This window comes from Photobacterium aquimaris (genome assembly GCF_002954455.1).
Lineage (GTDB): Bacteria > Pseudomonadota > Gammaproteobacteria > Enterobacterales > Vibrionaceae > Photobacterium > Photobacterium aquimaris.
Window position 1 is genome coordinate 1,385,205 of record NZ_MSCC01000001.1, and the last position, 19,702, is coordinate 1,404,906.

A 19,702-nucleotide genomic window follows, 5' to 3' on the forward strand; every position below is an offset into this window, starting at 1 on the left:
ATTTTTGCATTCCTATATCGCAACACGGAATTTAGAGTGGTTAGTTAATGAGCAAAAATATTCTTGTCGTCGGAGCTTCTGGTTATATCGGCAGTCATTTAGTGCCTAACTTATTGGAACTTGGCCATCACGTAAGAGCAACAGGACGTAATCTTAAATTATTAGAAAAACGTGGTTGGGGAAGCATTGATAATTTAAAGCTTGTTGAATTAGATTTAGATATCGATCAGGATTTAACCGAACTATTTACAGATATTGATACAGTTTATTTCTTAGTCCACGGTATGAACCACGGCCATGACTTTATAGAATTTGAACTCGATTGTGCACGTCGTTTTAGCCATTATCTCGGTCTTAGTAACGTAGGACATGTTGTCTATCTTGGTGCATTACAACCACATATAAATACATCACAATCAAAACACTTAACCGCGCGTAAAGAAACAGGGAATATTCTTCGTGAAAGTGGGAAATGTATAACAGAACTACGCGCCGGTATTATTATTGGCCCAGGCTCTGCCGCCTTTGAGGTAATGCAAGATTTTGTCTATCACCTACCGATTATGCTAACACCAAGTTGGGTGACTTCTCGTAACTCCCCCATTGGATTACGTAACCTGCTCTATTACCTTACAGAGCTTATTGACTGCCCTCAAGAACATAATCTTATTTTAGATGTCGCGGGCCCAGAGCAAATGACTTATAAAGATCAAATGGTCAGACTAAGTAAAATGCATGGTAAAAACATTCGCGTCATTCCATTAAAATGGTTAAGTCCTAAAATGGCGGCTTACTGGTTACGTTTCATCACTTCAGTTCCAACCAATATTGCACGCGCACTGATTGGAGGGTTAAGTTGCGACCTTCCTGCTGATGGTAGTGAGCTTCAGCGCCGAATTCCTCAACATCTACTTAGCTATGAAGAAGCGATCCAAGAAACGCTAGCAATGAATACTGAGTTAGTGAAGAGTGAAATTTGGGGATTTGATCCTGACGCGTTATTACGTTGGCAAACAGGTTATGGCTATTACCCTAAACAAGCGGGTTATACGCTTAAAACAGACGCAAGTTGTGAAGATCTTTGGCGTCAAGTACAGCTGATAGGTGGCGAAGAAGGCTATTTTTATGCTAATAGCTTATGGCGTGTTCGCGAATGGATGGACGCCATGATTGGTGGAAATGCGCTACAACGTCATCGTCGTGATCCACACAAGTTACAACTTGGTGATCAAATCGATTCATGGAAAGTGATTAGCCTAGAAAAAAATCATTTCCTATCTTTATTATTTGGTATGAAAGCCCCTGGTTTAGGTCGTTTAGAGTTCACAATTGAAGATTGTGGCGATCATCGAACAGTTGATATTCGTGCATGGTGGCACCCAAAAGGTTTCATGGGATTACTGTATTGGTTTGCAATGATGCCAGCACACTTATTTATTTTCCGAGGCATGACTCACGCCTTAGTGAAGCGCTGTAAAGCTAAAATACAAGAAGGTAATATCGATACCAAATAACCCTTCATTACCCCATAAAAAACCGAAAACACGATTAAATGCTTTCGGTTTTATTTATAATCACTTAACTTACAATGTGTTTATCACATCATATGCACTTTATTACGCTGTTTCGGTCGTTTTTGATGAGCATGTCATTTTTAATGCTGCAATTGGTCCACTTAGTAAAGTTAATCCAATCAGTAATGAAACAGGCACTGCAGTAATAACAATAAACGATTGCAGCGCATTTAAACCACCATCACCGGCAAGTAATAATACTGCAGCAACAACACCCATAGTAATCGCCCAAAATAAACGATGCTTACTACTCGGTTCATTATCTCCTGACACTACCATTGCAATTGAATATGCCATTGAATCACCCGTGGTAACCACAAAAGTTGTCGTCAACACTAAAAAAGCAGGCAATAAAATATAACTCAATGGTAAATTAGATAACGTTGCTAATAATACCGACGGTAAACCACCATCATTTAATGGTCCCGAGATGATACCTGGGGTGTTAAGCTCTAATGAAATACCTGTACCACCAAGTACTGCAAACCAAAAGTTTGTCGCAATCGGTGCACCAACAGCAACGCATAAGATCAAACTACGAATACTGCGGCCTTCAGATATTCGAGCGATAAAAATCGCCATCATTGGTGCAAAACCAATAAACCAGCCCCAAAAGAACCATGTCCACCACACGTTCCACTCAGGCTTGGCCGTCGTTAAACTCATTGTGCCCATATTTTGTAAGTAACTACCAAAAGCAGAACCAAACTCTCTGAGTAAGAATGTTGTTGGTCCTAAAAGCAACATTGCCGCTAATAGTACAAATGCACCAATAACATTAAGGCGTGATAGCCATTGGAGGCCTTTATCCATACCTGACGCTGCAGAAGCCGAATAAATCGCGACCACAACTGCCAGAATAATAAGCTGAGATTGAGTGTTATTTTCTAAACCGGTTAATAACTCTAAGCTATAACCTAGCTGCGATGCTAAAAAGCCAATCGGACCGATAGTACCAGCAGCAACAGCAATAATTGCACAAGCATCAATAACACTACCTACCCAATGGTTCTCTAAACGGTGTCCAAAAAGTGGAAATAATAAAGCGCGTGGACGTAATTTAATGCCATGATCGTGGTGAGCATACATAAGAACAATTGTTGATAACGTACCTAATACTGCCCAAGCAAGAAATCCCCAATGTAAAAAGGCTTGATCTAATGCCGGAGCGACAGCGGCCAGTGTACCGCCTTTTATGCCAGGAAATGATGGCGAAGGTGTCATAAAGTGATAAATAGGCTCAGCTGCAGACCAAAAAACACCACCACCAGCAAGTAGTGTACACATGATCATTGCTAACCAACGAAACGTACCAATTGTCGGTTTACTGACACTACCCATGACTTTTTTACCTAATGGACTAATTGCAATAATTAATGCTAGGAAAAAATTAATTAACATCAACCACTGCCAGCTTGACCCAAAGGTTTTGGCTGCAGAGCTAAATGATGTTTGAATCATTGCCGTGAAAGCGGGCATATCAATTAAAGCAGAAAGGACGAATAAGGAAATAAACCCAATCGTTAGTGCTGGAACAAGTTTATTATCTAAACCCTTTAGTCCCATAACAATATTTGGTGTTGTATCATTACTAATTTGGCTTGTATTGCGTTGCATAAATGTCTCACGCTGTGTGTGAGGGAAGACACACTATCAGTATCTTTATATTAACACCAGATAATTTTATCTTTAAATTTCAATGAAAAAGCACAATTACAAACATTTCTATTACTTTGTAATTTAAAAACAGAAACTTATATTTTTGTCGTACAAAAACAAATCACAACAAATAAAAATTATCGTAACCATAAAAAATACATTTTAAAAATACGTTTTAGCACACTCTAAATTAATTACTGAACAAATCATATTGGTGATAATAATTGCAAACTTAGTGAGCACTTTGTCGATTCTCACAATCCAGTAACTGTGATTTTTGCGCGCGCGAAAACAGCCAAAGATGGTGTGCAACTATTAGGCAGTATTATTGAAGAAAGGGATAGTTGAAGGGTTTGGTGTCGCTTGTGTTGATAAAACGGGGATCTGGTATTTAGAAACAGGCAGTGGTCATCAATGGATGGCAACTAAACTGGATAATCATGATTATTTTGTTTCTGCCAATCAAAGTCGACTACAACGTTTTCTTCCTAATGATACCGATAAGTATCTTTCTTTAGAACTTATCAATCTCACATTCTGCAAGTTAGGCCTACGCTTCTGTATGTTATTGCTATCAAAAAGGCAATTATTAACTTTCTTTTTCTAGTTGAAAGTATATAACTGCCTTTTTTAACTTACGATAGTAAAAAATTAATCAATCAATAATTAGATCATATTGAGTACAATGATTGTTCACAATATGAGTAATTGTTTGACGAGGGATTTTCTGCCATGAATCTGAATAATCTAAAGGCTCAGATGCAATGATCGTCTTATTTGATGATCGTTGAAGAAAGACAGGAGGTGGCTGATGATCAGAACTATAACGTACCACCCAAAACTGCTCGCCATCTGAAATACACAATGATGTTGTTAATGGTTCAGTGATCGACTTATCTTCCATCGCCTGTTCAATTTCATAGAGTGTCTGATTAACCGCAGCAATCGGATCGACTCTCAAACCATTTTTAATCATCATCAAGAAAATCAATTCACTATCGGTTGTTCCCACACGTTTTAAAAATAGTTCTTCTGTTAATTGACGTACCAGCGTAAATTTAACCTGATCAAAGCCACCAATATGACCGTTATGCAAAAACATCCAATTATCAAGCACAAACGGATGACAATTAACCCGTGATACTTGTGAGCCTGTTGAATGGCGAATATGTGCCATAAAACGGTGTGAGCTAATATGATGGGCTAATGATCGTAAATTTTCATCCCCCCATGCTGGTAAAATATCATGGTAATAACCAGGTAATGCGCGATGAGAATACCACCCCAATCCAAACCCATCGCCATTAACTCGAATCGTTCGTTTCTTATTTGATTCAACACTTTGCTGAATTAATGAATGTTCTGGTTGATAAATTAACTCATCCAAATAGATACTATCGCCGTGATAGGCTAACCATCGGGACATAGCGTATTCCTTACTCAAAACAAAAAATACTAATAAAGTAGACTAATTTATCATGCAGTTAGCTTGATCACTATGTTTATGTCGTTTATCCATAACCCAGTTACTAATATGCATTTTGTTAACACTTGTTTATTCTCGCTCTTTCATATATTGCTTTGGTGGTCGTCCTAAGGTTTTTTTAAAAAACAAAATAAACGCGCTTACAGACTCATAGCCTAAGTCTTCTGCTACACGTTGAACTGACTCACCCATTGATAGTTTTTGAAGTGCTACCACAATATGTAACTGACCACGCCAACGACCAAATGTTAAGCCTATCTCCTGCTTAACTAGACGTGCTAATGTTCGCTCACTCATTGCAAACTGCGTCGCCCACTCACCTACTGTATTTCTATCACCTGGATTTGCCAGTAACCGTTTTGCAATTTGGTTTAAACGATGTTCTGCCGGAATCGGAAAATCAAAATGCTCTGTTGGCATTGATATTAATTCATCAACTAATACATCCACTAAACGTGCTACTGACCCTTCTTTATCGTAATCCTGCTCTTCTTGAGCAAGACGAACAATTAACTCACGCAATAAAGGTGAAATAGAAAGTGTACAAGCTTTATTTGGCATGCCGATAATATCTTGCTCAACAAATAGCATACAGACATCAGCATCTGGTGAAATTCGATTACTGTGTGGTACTTGGCTTGGAATCCATACAGCGCAATGTGCTGGCACCATCCACACTGCATCATTTATATGACACTTCGCAAACCCTGTCAGAGGCATCACTAACTGACCTTTATGATGTTGGTGGAATGGCACTTCCTCTTCTTTTTCAACACCAGCAATACGTAATGCTAGTACCTTCTGTGGGTAGAGATCGGTATCAAATTCCATAAAACTGGTTTTAAAATTCATGATATGTCCGTTTTTAGATACAAGTTGTCAATATACCCGAATACAGAAATAAAAGTAAAGTTTATTATTATTCCAACGCTTTTATAGGAGACTGATATGTCACACAACTTACGTAAGATTGCGCATCCAGCGCTGGTGATCGCAGGAATCTTGCTAATTGCAAGTAACCTCCGTGCACCAATCACAGGTCTAGGTCCTATTCTAGATTTTATTTCTCATGATCTTGGCTTATCAGCTACACAAGCCGGTATGCTTACCACATTACCTTTGCTAGCCTTTGCCATTTTCTCACCAATATCTTCTGGCCTAGCAAGAAAAATGGGACTTGAGCCCTCACTTATGTTGGCACTGGTACTCGTCGCAGCAGGTATCGTAGTTCGTTCTTCTGGTTCAACCACAATGCTGTTTTTAGGTACCTGTATTATTGGTGTCGGTATTGCCATTGGTAACGTATTACTACCAAGTTTACTTAAAAGAGACTTTCCAACTCAAGTACCAACATTAACAGCTGTTTATGTGCTTGTTATGGGTATTGGTTCAACAGTAAGCTCTAGTTCTGCTATTCCTTTGTTTAATTTAGCAGAAAAACTTCATATTACTGCTATTCCAAACTGGGCATTCTCACTTGCTGGTGTCATTATTTTTCCAGCTCTGTCTATCTTAGTATGGTTACCACAGTTAAGTGGTCATACTCGTCCATCAGCTGATACTGCTGATATTGATAGCCATAGTTACTTATGGCGTTCAGCTGCAGCTTGGCAGGTAACGATTTTCCTTGGTCTTAACTCGTTCATTATGTACATCTTTATCAGCTGGTTACCTAGTATCCTAATTGATAATGGTTACACAGAAAACCAAGCAGGTTATATTCACGGTATGCTTCAACTTTCAACAGCGATTCCAGCATTAGTACTTATTCCACTAATGGCAAAAATGAAAGATAAGCGTGGTATGAGTGTGGCAATGGCGATACTGTCATTCGTCGGTATTCTTGGCCTACTATTTATGCCAGAGCACGCAATTGTATGGGTTATTGCTTTCGGTTTCAGCTGTGGTGGTGGTTTTATTCTTGGTCTATCGTTCGTCGGTATTCGTACTCATGACGCACATCAAGCTGCAGCACTATCAGGTATGGCGCAATGTATGGGTTACCTACTTGCAGCAACAGGTCCTATCATTTTTGGTTCATTACATGAAATGACAGGTAGCTGGCACACACCACTACTTATGACCGCAGGTGTATGTATTATATGGGCATTGTTAGCGTTATTTGCAGGTCGTTCACATATTATTGTTCGCACTCAGAGCGGCAAAGATATCATTATCGAAGACACAGAACAGCAAGCTAAATCTCATCCTCATGCTGATGTTCATGCTGAGATTAAACAGCTAAAAGCAGAGTTACAGCGTATTACTAAAGAGCGTGACCAACTGAAAAACACGCTTGGAAATAAACAGTAATCTTGCATCAAGATATCGCTACCAGCATACCCCGCTGGTAGCGATTTTTAACATTCAAAAAAGGCCACTTAACGTGACCTTTATCTAATTACCGCTCGCGTTAACCAAATTGATGCTCAATCTGATCAGCTTTGCCAAATTTATCATGAGTTGCTAACTGCACTTGATAGCGTTGAATATTAGGATAATGCCCTATCATGCCATTATTTTGCAGTATTTCAGCAATAAACGACATCATGATATCCGCTCCAGTGAGTCGTTCTTCAACCAAATAGGTTTTACCTTCAAGACACTGTTCAAAGTAGCCGATCACTTTTTCAGCTTCGCCGTCAGCATAACCTTCTAAGAAATTGGTTTTTGCGCCATCTTTAGCAACAAACATCTTTAATAGTAACGGTAAAATTGCCGAACTTTCAGCAAAGTGCAACCATTGTAAATATTCAACATAAGCCACTGTTCCAAGCTTAGGAGCTAGATTTGCGCCATACGTTTGAATCAAATATTCAGTAATAGCTCCTGATTCAGCAATCACTATTCCATTATCTTCAATAACGGGAGATTTGCCTAATGGGTGAACAGCCTTCAATTCTGGTGGGGCTAAAAAAGTAATGCTATCACGAAGATACGGCTTTACTTCATATTCCAACCCTAGCTCTTCTAATAACCAAATGATGCGCTTTGAACGTGACTTATTTAAGTGATGCAATGTGATCATAATATAATCTACCTTGTTATTGCGCTGAATTAGTTTGAATAACTAGCTTTCCGAAATTCTTACCGTCTAATAAACCAATAAATGCTTGTGGTGCATTTTCTAATCCTTGAACTAAATCTTCACGATAATGAATTTTACCTTCAGCCAACCACTGGCTCATATCTGCAGCGAATTCATCATAGCGATCAGCATAATCATCAAAGATAATGAAACCTTGCATTTTAATGCGTTTAACCAATAGTGTTCCCATTAACATCGACATACGATCAGGGCCTTGCGGTAATTCAGTAGCATTATATTGAGAAATCAATCCACATAATGGAATACGTGCGCCGGTATTTAATAATGGCAACACCGCATCAAACACTTTACCACCCACATTTTCATAATAAATATCAATGCCTTTCTCACATGCTTTTGCTAATTTCTCAGCAAAACCATCTGCTTTATGATCGATACAATCATCAAAACCTAACACTTCTTTGGCATAACGACATTTTTGTTCACCACCCGCAACACCAACCACACGGCAACCTTTGATTTTACCAATTTGGCCAACCATAGAACCAACTGCACCTGTTGCTGCTGCAACAACAATCGTATCACCTTGTTGCGGTTTGCCTATATCAAGTAGCCCCATATAAGCGGTAAAACCAGGCATCCCCATCACACCCAATGCATAAGATGGATGTGTTGGATGCATGCCTAATTTAAGTAATCCTTCACCATTAGAAATTGCATAATCCTGCCAGCCTGAATAAGATAATACCCATTCGCCTTGTCGGTAATCAGCATGATTGGACTGCTCAACTTGACATACAGTACCGCCAACCATCACCTCACCCAAAGCAACAGGCTCTGCGTATGATTTAGCATCGCTCATACGGCCACGCATATACGGATCTAAAGATAGATACACACTACGCAGTAAAACCTCCCCTTCCGTTATCGTTGGTACGGCAGTTTGTTGTAGACAAAAATCCTCTACCACAGGGGCACCTACAGGGCGAGAAGCTAATACGATTTTACGATTTACGTTTGTCATTGAGCTTTCCTTTTCATTGTTAACACCAGCAATAGACCAGTCGTCTAGTTCTGCGTTGTAAAAAATCCCGTAGTTTTATAACGGGATAATTATCATTTAATTATTTAAATTTCAGCACGTAGTTGAACTTTAGTTGTTACTAATGCTTGTTGTAATACCTGCAAATTTTGGCTCAACTTATAAAATAAACTGGCACCAAGCCATAATTGATACAATGTTTGTGCCATTAATTGACTGTCTTTTACTATGATCGAGCCATCTTTTATGCCACCTTCAATACACTGCGCAATTAAATTAACAATGCGATATGCGCCATTTTTTAATGCTTCTCGCATTGACTCAGAGAGATCTGATACTTCAGCACTTAGCTTCACAACCACGCATTTATTGACGTTGCAGGTACCATTATCAATCTCTAACCAACGTGAAAAATAGTCAGTTAAGCGTTCAAAGCCATTGCCTTTGCCTTGGATTAAAATCGCGGCGACATGCTCTAGGTAAGATTCAAAATAATCTTCAATTAACGCCTCACCAAATTGCTCTTTCGATTTAAAATAATGATAAAAAGAACCTTTTGGCACAGCTGCTGTTTTTAATAATTCTGATAAGCCAACATTAGTAAACCCCTTAGCAACCACAAGTTGGTAACCAATATTAAGAATATGCTGACGTGTATCGTGTGTTTTTGTATTCATAACCTCAACTATAGACCCGACTAGACCAGTCGTCTAGGCTTTTGTAATCATTCTTTTGATTGTGTTGTTAATACTTATTATCAAGGCCTTGTTTCTATCTTATTTATAACAGCGGATATTAATAGACATATAGCGCCGAACACGTATGATCAACACCATTAGCAAAGTACTCGAATTACACTGTCAATTGGAATATCGTTTTGATTAGAGAAAATGTCTTTACCCCTTTTGCAACGTGGAGCAAGCCTCTAGTTTCTGAGGTTGCAGAAGCAATCAACTTATTGAAAGATAATGGTTATGATGCCAAGCAACTTACATTAGCAACTGGCCTGCAAGAAAAAAACATCTGTAACTGGACAGCTAAATATAAGAAAGAGCCATTAGATGTTTCTTCAATTCCTTACCCTTGCTGGTGTTTTATTGCCGCACTTATTGGCCGACCTAACATCGCAACCAATGGTAAAGTGATTGAGGTTGATGAAATTAAACGTGTATTGCGTTTATTTAAGCCTTCTGCATTTGGTAGTCAAAATACGTTTGTATGTCCAACGAGCGATCAATTCGCTAAATTGATCGACAGTGGTTTATTTGCAGAAATGACAACTGACAATATCGCAGCATTATTTAATTGGAAGCCAGAAAACGTCAATGACAGTTTACGTGCCGGTAAATTACCTTACCTAAACTGGTGTCTTATCATAATGATGTTTGGTATTAACATTCAAAAAATGGCATTAAAAGATTTAGATACTGAAATTACACTTAATCAGTAATTGTCTACCTATTGCCTAAAAATAACGCCTTGTAGTGAGTCATTTATCTACAAGGCGTTGTTGTTTTTAAATACTTATAATATTCATATAAGTCGAGCTTAAATAACCATTTTCTGTACTTTGGGTTAAATCTGTCATGATCCTATAGCGCATTTTTTTTGCTAACATTAGCATTTGATTTAGTTGTCTTGTTGAATAATCTGCCGATGCTTTAACTGCGACAGTTGGATCTTGTTGATAACGGCTAATTAATCGTTTATCTGTGTTGGCAAAGGTTTGATAAATCTTATGCTGTGCGCGTTGCCAATTGTTATTAATAAACGATAAATACTTTATAGGGTGTGTGGTAGCAAGCGTTGTTAGACTTCTAAATTGCCAATAACCAGAGTCATCAGAATACTCATCTGTTCCGGTCTTATATGCTGCAGGAAAACCATGTAACCCAGCATAGAGCGGAATTAAAATTGACTCTGACAATATTCCGTAGCTTTGCCAAATAACCCCTTGAAAAGGTATCGGCATATTGGGTCTTAACTGAATAATATGCGATTCTATTTGACGATCGACACGAATAGGCCGATCACCAGAATGAGCTAATGCGGTATCGCCGATGACACCAAAGGCTTTAGCAAAATTAAGCCAGTATTCGCTTCAGCAGTTAGGCTCAACATCGATATAAGCGTAATTACGACTAAACTGAATACAATAGTAATATTCATTAATTCTCTCTTTAATTACACGCTACCAACAAACACCAATACACAATCTTAAATAAATTTATATTTATTTTTTAAAGCTCCGCATTCTATACACATATGCATTATAAACATACGTTTCATTGTTGTTTGCTCACAAGATCACGTGCTAAAAGATTACTTTAACTATTACTATCAATATAAATAGCGTAATTGCTTGATTCAACATAATACCCGATTAAAATAGTCGATTATTATCGTCCGCTGGAATCGCACCAAACATGCCTACTTCAAGCCAACCTTTGGCGTTAAAACCAACCACATTATTGACACTCTATTGCATTATTTTTCTTGGTTCTGCTGGTTTTTTTATTACGATCCCAGCATATGTCAGCTTATTTTTAACCGATCACTCAATCGCCATCGCGCAAAATATGCCAATTGAACAACGACGAACCTTGTTTGGCACTGTAATGTCGGCGGCCCCTTTTATCTCGATGTTTTTTACACCATTAATTGCCCGTTTTGCCGACCGTTTTAGCCGCAAAGCGACAATGGTATTGTGTTTAATTATTGCTGCAATTGGCTTTGTTATGCCCATCTATGCCATTGTTGTCGGTTCAATTGCATTATTATTTGCTGGCAATATGATCAATAGCCTCGGCTCTGCAAGTCAGCCGATTGCACAAGCTATTTTGGCTGATAATAGCCGAGGAAAAACTAAAGCAACCTTAATGAGTTTAGTCGCTGTAGTTATGACAGCTGCAATGTCATTTGGCCCAGCATTAGGCAGTAAACTATCAGCAACTTATGGTACTCAATCTCCATTTTATGCTTGTTTAATTATTGCTATTGTTTGTCTCATCTTATTGAATTTAGTGCGATTACCTGCTCAAATGTCGTTAAATAATGAGAACCCTCTTTCTTTTATCGCACCATTAAAGCGCAGCCAAGCCGGTTTATTACCTTGTTTAGCGATTGTGTTTATTTGTCAATTTAGTTGGAGTTTATACTTTCAAAACATTGCGTTTATTTTTCCACAAAAATGGAATATCAGCGTTGAAAGTAGCTTCTACCAATATTTCATGATGGCAATTGGTGTGGTCATGATCAGCTCATTATTACTGCTTCCACGCATTATTCTCGCGCGTATTAATGTGCATACGGCCTTACGTATCACCACCCTTTTTGCTGCAATGGGTATGGTTCTTTTAGCTATTACACCAACACCAAATACCCATATTGCAGCGATGATATTTACTGCGGTGATGGTTGCGATTTCATTTCCGTTTTACATTACAGCATTATCAGATAGAGCCAGTGAGGCCGATCAAGGGTGGGTCATGGCACTGTCTAGTGCAATGGTAGGTTTAGCCTGGACATTAAGTGGTTATTTAACCAGTGTATTTGTAAACATTGATTTAATTCTACCGACAGCAATTGCCGCTATCGGGTATTTAATTGCAATGATTTTAGTGCCACGTAAAAAAGCGACAGTTACTGTTGCTGCTTATTAATATCTTTAACAAGGACATTGCTGATGACATCATTAGCTCGCACACTTGCTGCACATTGTTTTCACCCCGTTATTTCACCAACACTCCAATTTGGCTGCGGATTAATCGTCGATCTTTCACCAAGTAGTGAACTTTGGAAAAATGTCACCGCAGATCACAGCTTTGCCGATGAAATAGTCCGCCAAGCTACAGCTATTGATGCTGAAATTGTGATTGGCCGTTACGCAGAACAGCGTCTGATTTATCAAGATAAAGCTAACTTTAGTGACAATCAAAATCGCACTGTTCATATGGGTATCGATTTAGGTGTTGCAGCACTTACGCCTGTCTTTGCACCGCTCAACGGTACAGTACATAGCATTGCTAATCACCAAGGTGACGGGGATTATGGCCCAACGGTTATTTTACGCCATCAGCTTGAAGGAATAACTTTTTTCACTCTATATGGTCACTTACATCAAGCAGCACATGCCACATTAAACATCGGTGATATTATTACCGCTGGAGAACAATTTACCGCAGTGGGTACAACAGCAGAAAATGGCGGTTGGGCCCCTCACCTGCACTTACAAATCATTGAGGATATGGGAACAAATAAAGATGATTATATTGGTGTGGTGGATCCTGCAGAGCTGACGTTCTACCGCAATAACTGCCCGAACCCAAATTTGATCTTAAAACGTAGCGATCTTGATTAAAGCAATATAAAAAAGATCTTGATATAAAAAACGCCCTATCTGCTTTTCTATAATTCTAGATCAGGGCGTTTTTCAGTTGAAGCTTTCGCTAACAACCACTTTTCCTTAAAACTAATGAATTATCATTCCACCAGCGTTGTACTGAAATATTCACTAACGCCATAGTAATGAGTACACATGCCATCATCCACTCAACACTTGCTAAATGACTAACAATAAAAGTTAACGTAAAGATCCCAACCATTTGTAATGAACCAAACAGTGCCCCCGTTTGTCCTTTATGCTCAGGAAATAAATACAGTGCGTTGACTGCCACAACCGAGGTTGTTAAACCAGCACCAAAACAATAGATGCCCATACCGATCATAATCATCACCATGCTGTGAAACACGGTATTCGATATTATCGTCAGCGCACCAAGCAACATAATATAACTTGCTACTTTAATGATTCGACCTTCTGTCTGGGTATATTTTAGAAAACGAATATAAAAAATACGGGCACACAAACTACAACTAATTAATAACAATGAAGAAAGACCAAAATATTGCGCCGGTAAATGGTATTGATCTTTAGCAATAAACGCGCCCATCAAATAAAACACCAGTGCGCCGCCATTTGCCATCACCATCATAATTAAATAGCGTAAAAACTGGGTGTTGGTTGCTATCATAGTGTAATCACGAGCAATAACTGTTAGTTTTGTTGCATGAATATTCTTTTCTAAGTGGGTTTCTTTTAAACCAAAAATAATAACCACAAACAGTAGTCCCGCTAATCCCAACATAAACCAGAAACTACTATGCCAACCAAAATGACTTTCTAAATAACCGCCAATCGCAGGCGTCGACGCGGGTAAACACATAAATAAAATACTAAACCATGACATAACATCCACTAACTGATCTTTCGTCAATGAGTCTTGCATTATGGTTCGGCATAATAAAAATAACGATCCAACACCAATACCCTGCACGATACGTCCAAGAATTAAACTTGATAGTTGATCTGCGTGTAAACAAAGGGCTGAACCGATAATGAATACTGCTGCACCTAATATCGCGATCGGACGACGACCAAAACGTTCTGCGACAGCACCACAGACTAATTGGCTTAAACCTAATGCAATAAAGAACGCACTCACCGTTTGTTGTACTGCTGTCGATGACACATTCAGCGCCTCAGACATCACTGGTAAACTAGGTGCATACATATCAGAGGCAAAGAAATAGCTGCACGCCATTAATAAACTGATAGAGAGTAAACGTAGTAAAGACATGAAAACAATCTCCTTAGTTGATGCCTTTATTTTAAAGTTCTACGGTTACTATTGTTGTTGAACGAACGCCAACGGATTGCGATTTTTCGCCAACTTGTGGCTAGCTTTATCTTGTTTAAAACGATTAAAGGCATGAGAAAAGGCAGATAAGCTGTTGTAACCTAAATCTAATGCAATATTCGTATGCGCAACACCTGATCGACTTAACTGCCATGCTTTCTCCATCACTAATTGCTGCCTTATTTCACGAAAAGGCTGATCAAAGGTACTTATAAATAGACGATTGAGGGTACGAGAAGATGCGCCGCAATGCTCAGCAAAGCGATCTAAAGATAGTTTAATATCTGGTTGTAAGGTTAAAGCTTCAATGATCGGTAATAACCGTTTATCAATATCCTGATTACTTTGATAAATATCGTTTTGATAGCTTTGCTTCTTAAGTTGATCAACAAATACTGCTAAATAATGGTGTTGAATATCGCTATTGCTATCATAATCTTTTTCACAATCAGCACTTTGCGCCTCAATTTCAGCCATCACCTGTACCATTAAGCGGTTAGTCGATATGATCCCCATCTCATCATGGAAATATGGAATAACATTAGGAGATGCGTGAATAATGCTTAAGCAGGAATCTTTTAGTAGTTTTAAATGATGACGATGATTTAGTGGCACCCAAATAAGCTGGCCGCCAACAGCTAAAATGCTTTTGTCTTCTGTTCTAGCAATACCGCAACCTTGGTGGATATAGAAAAGTTGGACAAAATCGTTATGACAATGCGGCGCTTTTTCTTCTGTCGGGGCATAACGTTTAATTAAGTGAAGTAACCGCATGCATTTCCTTTACGCATAGAATAATAAATTCAAGCCGCATTATGGCTTAACCGACTTCATGCTGTCTAACCAACCGTAAACCGTTTCTAAGGTTTCATAAGATGGCATACGATTATTACGGGCTTGAATTTGATCAACTGTATAGATATCACTCGCCCTACCATTGGCTAAATAATGGCGCTTTAAACCAATCGTTACTCTTTCCGGCATATGCATTTTATACACCAGATATTCACCTTTAATAATGCGATGGTGGTAAATAGCAACATAGTGATTTTGTTCAATACCTTCAGATTCAAGTTGCTGGTAATTGCGAATTGGCACAATATTACTGTTACCAGCAAAAGGAATATCATACGCTTTGTCGCAACTCGGATCAGGCACAAACTTAGCTGTTCGCTGTGCGATAAGCCAACGATCATGTAATTGTTTCAGCTCATCATATGATGTTGCAGCATGAATACGTCGCACTGAATCGACATCAAGCACTCGATAGCCTAATTGAAATACATCCGACAAGATTTGATTAATTTGTAGTCTTTCTCGTTGCGAGGCTTTAATTAAATAAAAGCCTAATTTAGTGCCTGTTAGCGTTGGCCATTGTAAATAAACTTGCAAGGTTAGCGTGGTAATGGTCTGATAATGGCGGAACAATATAAATGGCTTGGTTTGTGGATCTAATAAGCGATGAATAACGATCACAATCGAACGGGTAGAAAAATCACTTTGAATACGATCAATAAACCGTAATGCTGAGCGGCATGATGCTAAGCCTAAATGGGCTAATATCTGCCGCTGTCCCAATTCACATAAAGAGACAACCTGCTCATGATCTAAGGGATAACGCTCACACATCAGATAAAGTAATATTGGTCGTTGGGATAATAAATGGCGTGCTTTAGCGCTCATTGCCGCAATTTTTAGCATATAAACACCAAGATCAGCATATGCACGAGCTTTATTCACCAGCTGTGTTGGAATACTGTCAATCCATGCTTTACCGCCTGCTAATGACTCTATATGCTCGATATAAAACGAACAACTTCCTTCCAATAATTCTCGATGGCCATCAGGATAAGCACGATACATAGCAAGACCGTCACGCCAGTCATAAAATTCCAATACAAATGGAAAAAAAGTTAATGTTTCATCAAATGATAAAATCAAAGGTATAGAAATATGTTCATTTTTATATTTAGTACAACAAACAGGCATGGATATCCTTATTATTCTGTTAGCCTTAGTAATATTTATATTAATTGCATAATAACAATATCATTTATAGTAATTAATAAGATTATCATGACTTATAAAGATGAATATTCAACTTAAAAACCATCAAGATGAGAGCCTTATATCAATTTTTTATTACATAATATATCAAGCGGTTTTGGTGCTTAATTATAGTTAAGTTGCCATAAAAAATCAGTCAATATTGGCTAATTTTAGCATTCTATATTTAATAACTGTTCTAGGATGCAAGATTTATTATTTAAGTTCAATCATAAAATTAAGTGGCGTAAATCCCGTTTTTTGACGAAAGAAGTAAATAAACGCACTGTCATTAGCAAAATTAAGTCGATATGAAATATCTGAAATCCGCTGTCCTTGTACAAGCAATTCAATCGCAGCTAACAACCGCCACTGCTGACGCCAACTTTGATATGGCATGCCTGTTTCTTTATTGAAAATGCGGGTTATTGTCTTTTGGCTTGCGCCTACAAGCTGACTTAACTGAGCTAAACTCGGAGCTAAAAAGTCAGGGTGATTAATATCGGCTAGCCATTGCTGTAATCGTATATCGTGTGGTAGAGGTAAATTCAAATGACTATCAGTTGCAAAATTTAGTTCCTCTATCAACAGGTTAACAGTATTTAATTGCTCCTGATTAGGTTTGTCAAATGGCCAATATGCCATTCTTTCAAGTAATGCCGACATCAACGGATTAATATCGATGATCTTCATCTCACGACTAAGTTGTGGTTGTAATACTTGATCAAAATACAATGAACGATAATGGGTTACGTTGTTCATTTGGGCATTATGTAACACGCCAGCAGGTATCCATGCCGCTCTCATTGGTGGCAATACACACTTAACCCCTTCTAAGGTAATCACCATACAACCATGATGTGAGAACAATAACTGATCTTTATTATGCCGATGCTCACCTGAATCATGATTACCTAAATCAGCTGCAAGCCCAATCACTAAGCCATTATAATCGTCTGCACAAAACTGTTGTTCTATCGAAATGTAAGCCATTTGACTATCCTTATCAATTTGTCCTTAAAGTGATATATAACGTCCCGATGTTAATATTACACCATATTTAAACACTATATAATTTTCCATATTGAAATAACAGTAACACCAACATTATTATTAATTGCAAATATATTCACTTTTTCAACGTTGTGAATATAAGCATGAATATAAGTGAGGTATTACTGCATAAACAGGATATAGAAAATGAATATAAAAAAAATATCAACACCGTTAGCCATTGCGCTATTGATGTTTCCACAACTTATTGAAACCATGTATAGCCCCGCACTAACATCGATTAAAAATCATTTTGCTGTTAGTGCTGAAAATGCAGCTCAAGGTTTATCCATCTTTTTTATCGCTTTTGCTTTGGGTGTCGTTTTTTGGGGAACGTTATGCGACATCATTGGTCGCCGTCGTTCAACGTTAGCTGGATTAGCACTATTTATTACTGCCGCGATAGCAACTTATTTAGCACCTAACTTTGATCTATTTTTATATGGTTTTGGAGCTTGCGCATTTGGCGCTGCAGTCGGCTCTGTATGTACTCAAACGATTTTAAGAGACAGCTTTGAAGGCCTTGAATTATCGCGACTATTCTCAATTGCGGCAACATCAGTTGGGATTAGCCCAGTACTCGGTATGATGATCGGCAGTTGGCTAACAGACCATGGTGGTTATACTTGGGTATTCGCGGCAATGATTGTACTCATCACCCTGTTATTTATCTGGTCAAGTCTTCAGCTACCTGAAACTAAACCTAAACACATTAAACGTGATAGCTTGCTCTCTGTAGCCAATAAAATGATCCGTGATAGTCATATTTGGTACATTACATTAATGATCGGATTGGCTAACGTGGCACTCTTTTCATACTACAGTATTGCTCCATTTATGTTTGAGCAACTGGGGGCAAGTGTAAAACTATTTGGTTATACCGGTTTTGTTTTAGCCTTTGGTTCGATATTAGGATCACTGATTAATATAAAGCTAATTCACTATAAACTAAACGGTGATGTTATTGTTTTTATCGCGATGATACTGATGGTTGTCTCAGGTAGCGGGGTTTACCTATTACAAGATACAATTTGGTTCTTTATTCCAATGGCTTTAGTTTCTGTTGCTTTTGGTCTTACTTTACCAAATCTATTTAGTACCGCTTTAGTCAATTATCGTAACCACCTTGGCAGCGCGGGTGCTTTATTAGGATTATCCTATTACCTCATTATTGGTATTGGATTAGATTTTGCCGCATCAACAGGTAATTTAGCCATCACACTATTAACTTGTGGCGGTTGTTGTTTAGTACTGGTCATCATTAAACAACTGTTCACTAAGTTAACACTAGCACGTAACGCAATATAGTTATCAACGAGGCAGATACATTAAACGATAAAAAATGCCGTATGCGTGGTTAACACATACGGCACTTATGTATATCAGTAATAACGATTAAAGCGTCGCTGTTGGTAGCTCAGGCAGATGTCCACCAGCATTATGCGGGTAAATCACATACTCACCATGAAACTTAACTTTCGACTTATAATCAGTAATTTTATAAAGCAAAATGCCATGTTGGTAAGCAATATCAATAAATTGCTGCGCATTACCACGTACATATAAAGATAAAGGTTTAACTAACTCGTCACCATCACCCATTGCTTCGGCATACTGAGCACAACAAACCACTAACGATGCTTTACCATCTGTATGATGGCTAACCTTACGATTGACTTCATATTCATTGGTTACTAACCAATCTTGCTGTTCTAGCGCAGTATAAAACGTTGTCATCACCGCAGGCGTAATAACGGTTGATTGACCTTGCTCATTGGTTACCTGCGCGTAAGTATCAGCTAAACGCGAAAAATGCAGTTTTAGTTGTGCATTTTTACCCATCGTACGTGATTGCTGTTGCCATTCTTGCAGTGTTTTCACGACACAACGATCAAAGCTATGTTGTTTAAGTACTTTTGTTACCCAAGCGCTTAAAAAAATACTTTCACTGACAGGATTTTTCTGTGCTTTACCTGTTGCTTGCGCTTCTTGTAAGGCGGTTAATCCACTACTAACTACATTGTAAATTTCATTAAAAAAAATGGTCATGATTTATTTCAAACAATCCAAAAATATCAAACCACGACACAACCT

20 protein-coding genes are annotated in these 19,702 nt (G+C 38.3%); 7 read left to right on the top strand and 13 right to left on the bottom strand.

Annotation, left to right across the window (positions count from 1 at the left end):
- The first annotated feature begins 47 nt into the window (after positions 1-47).
- Positions 48-1,514, top strand: a complete 1,467-nt coding sequence (locus tag BTN98_RS06165) for an SDR family oxidoreductase (protein ID WP_060997565.1) — start codon at positions 48-50, stop codon at positions 1,512-1,514.
- 102 nt (positions 1,515-1,616) lie between these two features.
- Here BTN98_RS06165 and BTN98_RS06170 read toward each other — a convergent pair whose 3' ends face one another.
- On the bottom strand, positions 1,617-3,191 hold the full coding sequence (locus BTN98_RS06170; protein ID WP_060997564.1) for a BCCT family transporter: 1,575 nt from the start codon (positions 3,189-3,191) through the stop codon (positions 1,617-1,619).
- Between the two features lie 370 nt (positions 3,192-3,561).
- Between BTN98_RS06170 and BTN98_RS06175 the strand changes: the two genes are divergently transcribed.
- Complete coding sequence (locus BTN98_RS06175; protein WP_060997563.1) at positions 3,562-3,840, top strand: C69 family dipeptidase; 279 nt, start codon at positions 3,562-3,564, stop codon at positions 3,838-3,840.
- A gap of 48 nt (positions 3,841-3,888) precedes the next feature.
- Here the strand turns inward: BTN98_RS06175 and BTN98_RS06180 are convergent, their stop codons facing one another.
- The gene (locus BTN98_RS06180) at positions 3,889-4,659 is read right to left on the bottom strand and encodes a class II glutamine amidotransferase (RefSeq protein WP_060997562.1); all 771 of its coding nucleotides are present in this window, start codon (positions 4,657-4,659) and stop codon (positions 3,889-3,891) included.
- Between the two features lie 129 nt (positions 4,660-4,788).
- Entirely contained in the window at positions 4,789-5,571 is a 783-nt protein-coding gene (locus tag BTN98_RS06185; protein WP_060997561.1) for an AraC family transcriptional regulator, read from the bottom strand.
- 96 nt (positions 5,572-5,667) lie between these two features.
- Between BTN98_RS06185 and BTN98_RS06190 the strand changes: the two genes are divergently transcribed.
- On the top strand, positions 5,668-7,032 hold the full coding sequence (locus BTN98_RS06190) for a CynX/NimT family MFS transporter (RefSeq protein ID WP_060997560.1): 1,365 nt from the start codon (positions 5,668-5,670) through the stop codon (positions 7,030-7,032).
- 100 nt (positions 7,033-7,132) lie between these two features.
- Here the strand turns inward: BTN98_RS06190 and BTN98_RS06195 are convergent, their stop codons facing one another.
- The 3 genes from BTN98_RS06195 to BTN98_RS06205 all read right to left on the bottom strand — a co-directional run bounded on the left by BTN98_RS06195 (position 7,133) and on the right by BTN98_RS06205 (position 9,487).
- Positions 7,133-7,747, bottom strand: coding sequence for a glutathione S-transferase family protein (locus BTN98_RS06195; protein ID WP_060997559.1), 615 nt, complete (start codon positions 7,745-7,747; stop codon positions 7,133-7,135).
- Positions 7,748-7,763: 16 nt separating this feature from the next.
- Entirely contained in the window at positions 7,764-8,792 is a 1,029-nt protein-coding gene (locus BTN98_RS06200; protein ID WP_060997558.1) for an NADP-dependent oxidoreductase, read from the bottom strand.
- 104 nt (positions 8,793-8,896) lie between these two features.
- Positions 8,897-9,487 carry a TetR/AcrR family transcriptional regulator gene (locus tag BTN98_RS06205; RefSeq protein WP_060997557.1) on the bottom strand — a complete coding sequence of 197 codons (591 nt, stop codon included), beginning with the start codon at positions 9,485-9,487 and terminating at the stop codon, positions 8,897-8,899.
- Positions 9,488-9,687: 200 nt separating this feature from the next.
- On the opposite strand from BTN98_RS06205, the gene BTN98_RS06210 reads away from it, so the two are divergent.
- A complete protein-coding gene (locus tag BTN98_RS06210) occupies positions 9,688-10,260 on the top strand; it encodes a hypothetical protein (RefSeq protein WP_060997556.1) in 573 nt (190 codons plus the stop codon).
- Between the two features lie 66 nt (positions 10,261-10,326).
- On the opposite strand, the gene BTN98_RS06215 is transcribed toward BTN98_RS06210, so the two are convergent.
- Complete coding sequence (locus BTN98_RS06215; RefSeq protein ID WP_082732126.1) at positions 10,327-10,872, bottom strand: C69 family dipeptidase; 546 nt, start codon at positions 10,870-10,872, stop codon at positions 10,327-10,329.
- The gene (locus BTN98_RS20750) at positions 10,854-10,979 is read right to left on the bottom strand and encodes a hypothetical protein (protein ID WP_268875317.1); all 126 of its coding nucleotides are present in this window, start codon (positions 10,977-10,979) and stop codon (positions 10,854-10,856) included. The genes BTN98_RS06215 and BTN98_RS20750 overlap by 19 nt, the downstream gene beginning before the upstream one ends.
- A gap of 257 nt (positions 10,980-11,236) precedes the next feature.
- Here BTN98_RS20750 and BTN98_RS06220 point away from each other — a divergent pair, with 257 nt between their 5' ends.
- Positions 11,237-12,472 carry an MFS transporter gene (locus tag BTN98_RS06220; RefSeq protein WP_060997554.1) on the top strand — a complete coding sequence of 412 codons (1,236 nt, stop codon included), beginning with the start codon at positions 11,237-11,239 and terminating at the stop codon, positions 12,470-12,472.
- Positions 12,473-12,495: 23 nt separating this feature from the next.
- A complete protein-coding gene (locus BTN98_RS06225; protein ID WP_060997553.1) occupies positions 12,496-13,170 on the top strand; it encodes a peptidoglycan DD-metalloendopeptidase family protein in 675 nt (224 codons plus the stop codon).
- Between the two features lie 88 nt (positions 13,171-13,258).
- On the opposite strand, the gene BTN98_RS06230 is transcribed toward BTN98_RS06225, so the two are convergent.
- The 4 genes from BTN98_RS06230 to BTN98_RS06245 all read right to left on the bottom strand — a co-directional run bounded on the left by BTN98_RS06230 (position 13,259) and on the right by BTN98_RS06245 (position 17,548).
- Positions 13,259-14,449: an MFS transporter gene (locus BTN98_RS06230; protein ID WP_060997552.1), complete on the bottom strand. Its 1,191-nt coding sequence runs from the start codon at positions 14,447-14,449 to the stop codon at positions 13,259-13,261.
- A 48-nt stretch (positions 14,450-14,497) separates the two neighbouring features.
- The gene (locus tag BTN98_RS06235; protein ID WP_060997551.1) at positions 14,498-15,283 is read right to left on the bottom strand and encodes an AraC family transcriptional regulator; all 786 of its coding nucleotides are present in this window, start codon (positions 15,281-15,283) and stop codon (positions 14,498-14,500) included.
- 39 nt (positions 15,284-15,322) lie between these two features.
- On the bottom strand, positions 15,323-16,498 hold the full coding sequence (locus BTN98_RS06240; RefSeq protein WP_060997550.1) for a PcfJ domain-containing protein: 1,176 nt from the start codon (positions 16,496-16,498) through the stop codon (positions 15,323-15,325).
- A 273-nt stretch (positions 16,499-16,771) separates the two neighbouring features.
- Positions 16,772-17,548: an AraC family transcriptional regulator gene (locus BTN98_RS06245; protein ID WP_060997549.1), complete on the bottom strand. Its 777-nt coding sequence runs from the start codon at positions 17,546-17,548 to the stop codon at positions 16,772-16,774.
- Positions 17,549-17,755: 207 nt separating this feature from the next.
- On the opposite strand from BTN98_RS06245, the gene BTN98_RS06250 reads away from it, so the two are divergent.
- On the top strand, positions 17,756-18,916 hold the full coding sequence (locus BTN98_RS06250; RefSeq protein ID WP_060997548.1) for an MFS transporter: 1,161 nt from the start codon (positions 17,756-17,758) through the stop codon (positions 18,914-18,916).
- 87 nt (positions 18,917-19,003) lie between these two features.
- On the opposite strand, the gene BTN98_RS06255 is transcribed toward BTN98_RS06250, so the two are convergent.
- The gene (locus tag BTN98_RS06255) at positions 19,004-19,657 is read right to left on the bottom strand and encodes a DUF2913 family protein (protein ID WP_060997547.1); all 654 of its coding nucleotides are present in this window, start codon (positions 19,655-19,657) and stop codon (positions 19,004-19,006) included.
- Positions 19,658-19,702: the final 45 nt, after the last annotated feature.

Bases quoted from the DNA above. Each gene is read 5' to 3' on its own strand.
- BTN98_RS06255 (WP_060997547.1), bottom strand. From the start codon at position 19,657: ATGACCATTTTTTTTAATGAAATTTACAATGTAGTTAGTAGTGGATTA.
- BTN98_RS06185 (WP_060997561.1), bottom strand. From the start codon at position 5,571: ATGAATTTTAAAACCAGTTTTATGGAATTTGATACCGATCTCTACCCA.
- BTN98_RS06230 (WP_060997552.1), bottom strand. From the start codon at position 14,449: ATGTCTTTACTACGTTTACTCTCTATCAGTTTATTAATGGCGTGCAGC.
- BTN98_RS06235 (WP_060997551.1), bottom strand. From the start codon at position 15,283: ATGCGGTTACTTCACTTAATTAAACGTTATGCCCCGACAGAAGAAAAA.
- BTN98_RS06200 (WP_060997558.1), bottom strand. From the start codon at position 8,792: ATGACAAACGTAAATCGTAAAATCGTATTAGCTTCTCGCCCTGTAGGT.
- BTN98_RS06195 (WP_060997559.1), bottom strand. From the start codon at position 7,747: ATGATCACATTGCATCACTTAAATAAGTCACGTTCAAAGCGCATCATT.
- BTN98_RS06250 (WP_060997548.1), top strand. From the start codon at position 17,756: ATGAATATAAAAAAAATATCAACACCGTTAGCCATTGCGCTATTGATG.
- BTN98_RS06180 (WP_060997562.1), bottom strand. From the start codon at position 4,659: ATGTCCCGATGGTTAGCCTATCACGGCGATAGTATCTATTTGGATGAG.
- BTN98_RS06190 (WP_060997560.1), top strand. From the start codon at position 5,668: ATGTCACACAACTTACGTAAGATTGCGCATCCAGCGCTGGTGATCGCA.
- BTN98_RS06220 (WP_060997554.1), top strand. From the start codon at position 11,237: ATGCCTACTTCAAGCCAACCTTTGGCGTTAAAACCAACCACATTATTG.
- BTN98_RS06225 (WP_060997553.1), top strand. From the start codon at position 12,496: ATGACATCATTAGCTCGCACACTTGCTGCACATTGTTTTCACCCCGTT.
- BTN98_RS20750 (WP_268875317.1), bottom strand. From the start codon at position 10,979: ATGAATATTACTATTGTATTCAGTTTAGTCGTAATTACGCTTATATCG.
- BTN98_RS06170 (WP_060997564.1), bottom strand. From the start codon at position 3,191: ATGCAACGCAATACAAGCCAAATTAGTAATGATACAACACCAAATATT.
- BTN98_RS06245 (WP_060997549.1), bottom strand. From the start codon at position 17,548: ATGGCTTACATTTCGATAGAACAACAGTTTTGTGCAGACGATTATAAT.
- BTN98_RS06240 (WP_060997550.1), bottom strand. From the start codon at position 16,498: ATGCCTGTTTGTTGTACTAAATATAAAAATGAACATATTTCTATACCT.
- BTN98_RS06205 (WP_060997557.1), bottom strand. From the start codon at position 9,487: ATGAATACAAAAACACACGATACACGTCAGCATATTCTTAATATTGGT.
- BTN98_RS06165 (WP_060997565.1), top strand. From the start codon at position 48: ATGAGCAAAAATATTCTTGTCGTCGGAGCTTCTGGTTATATCGGCAGT.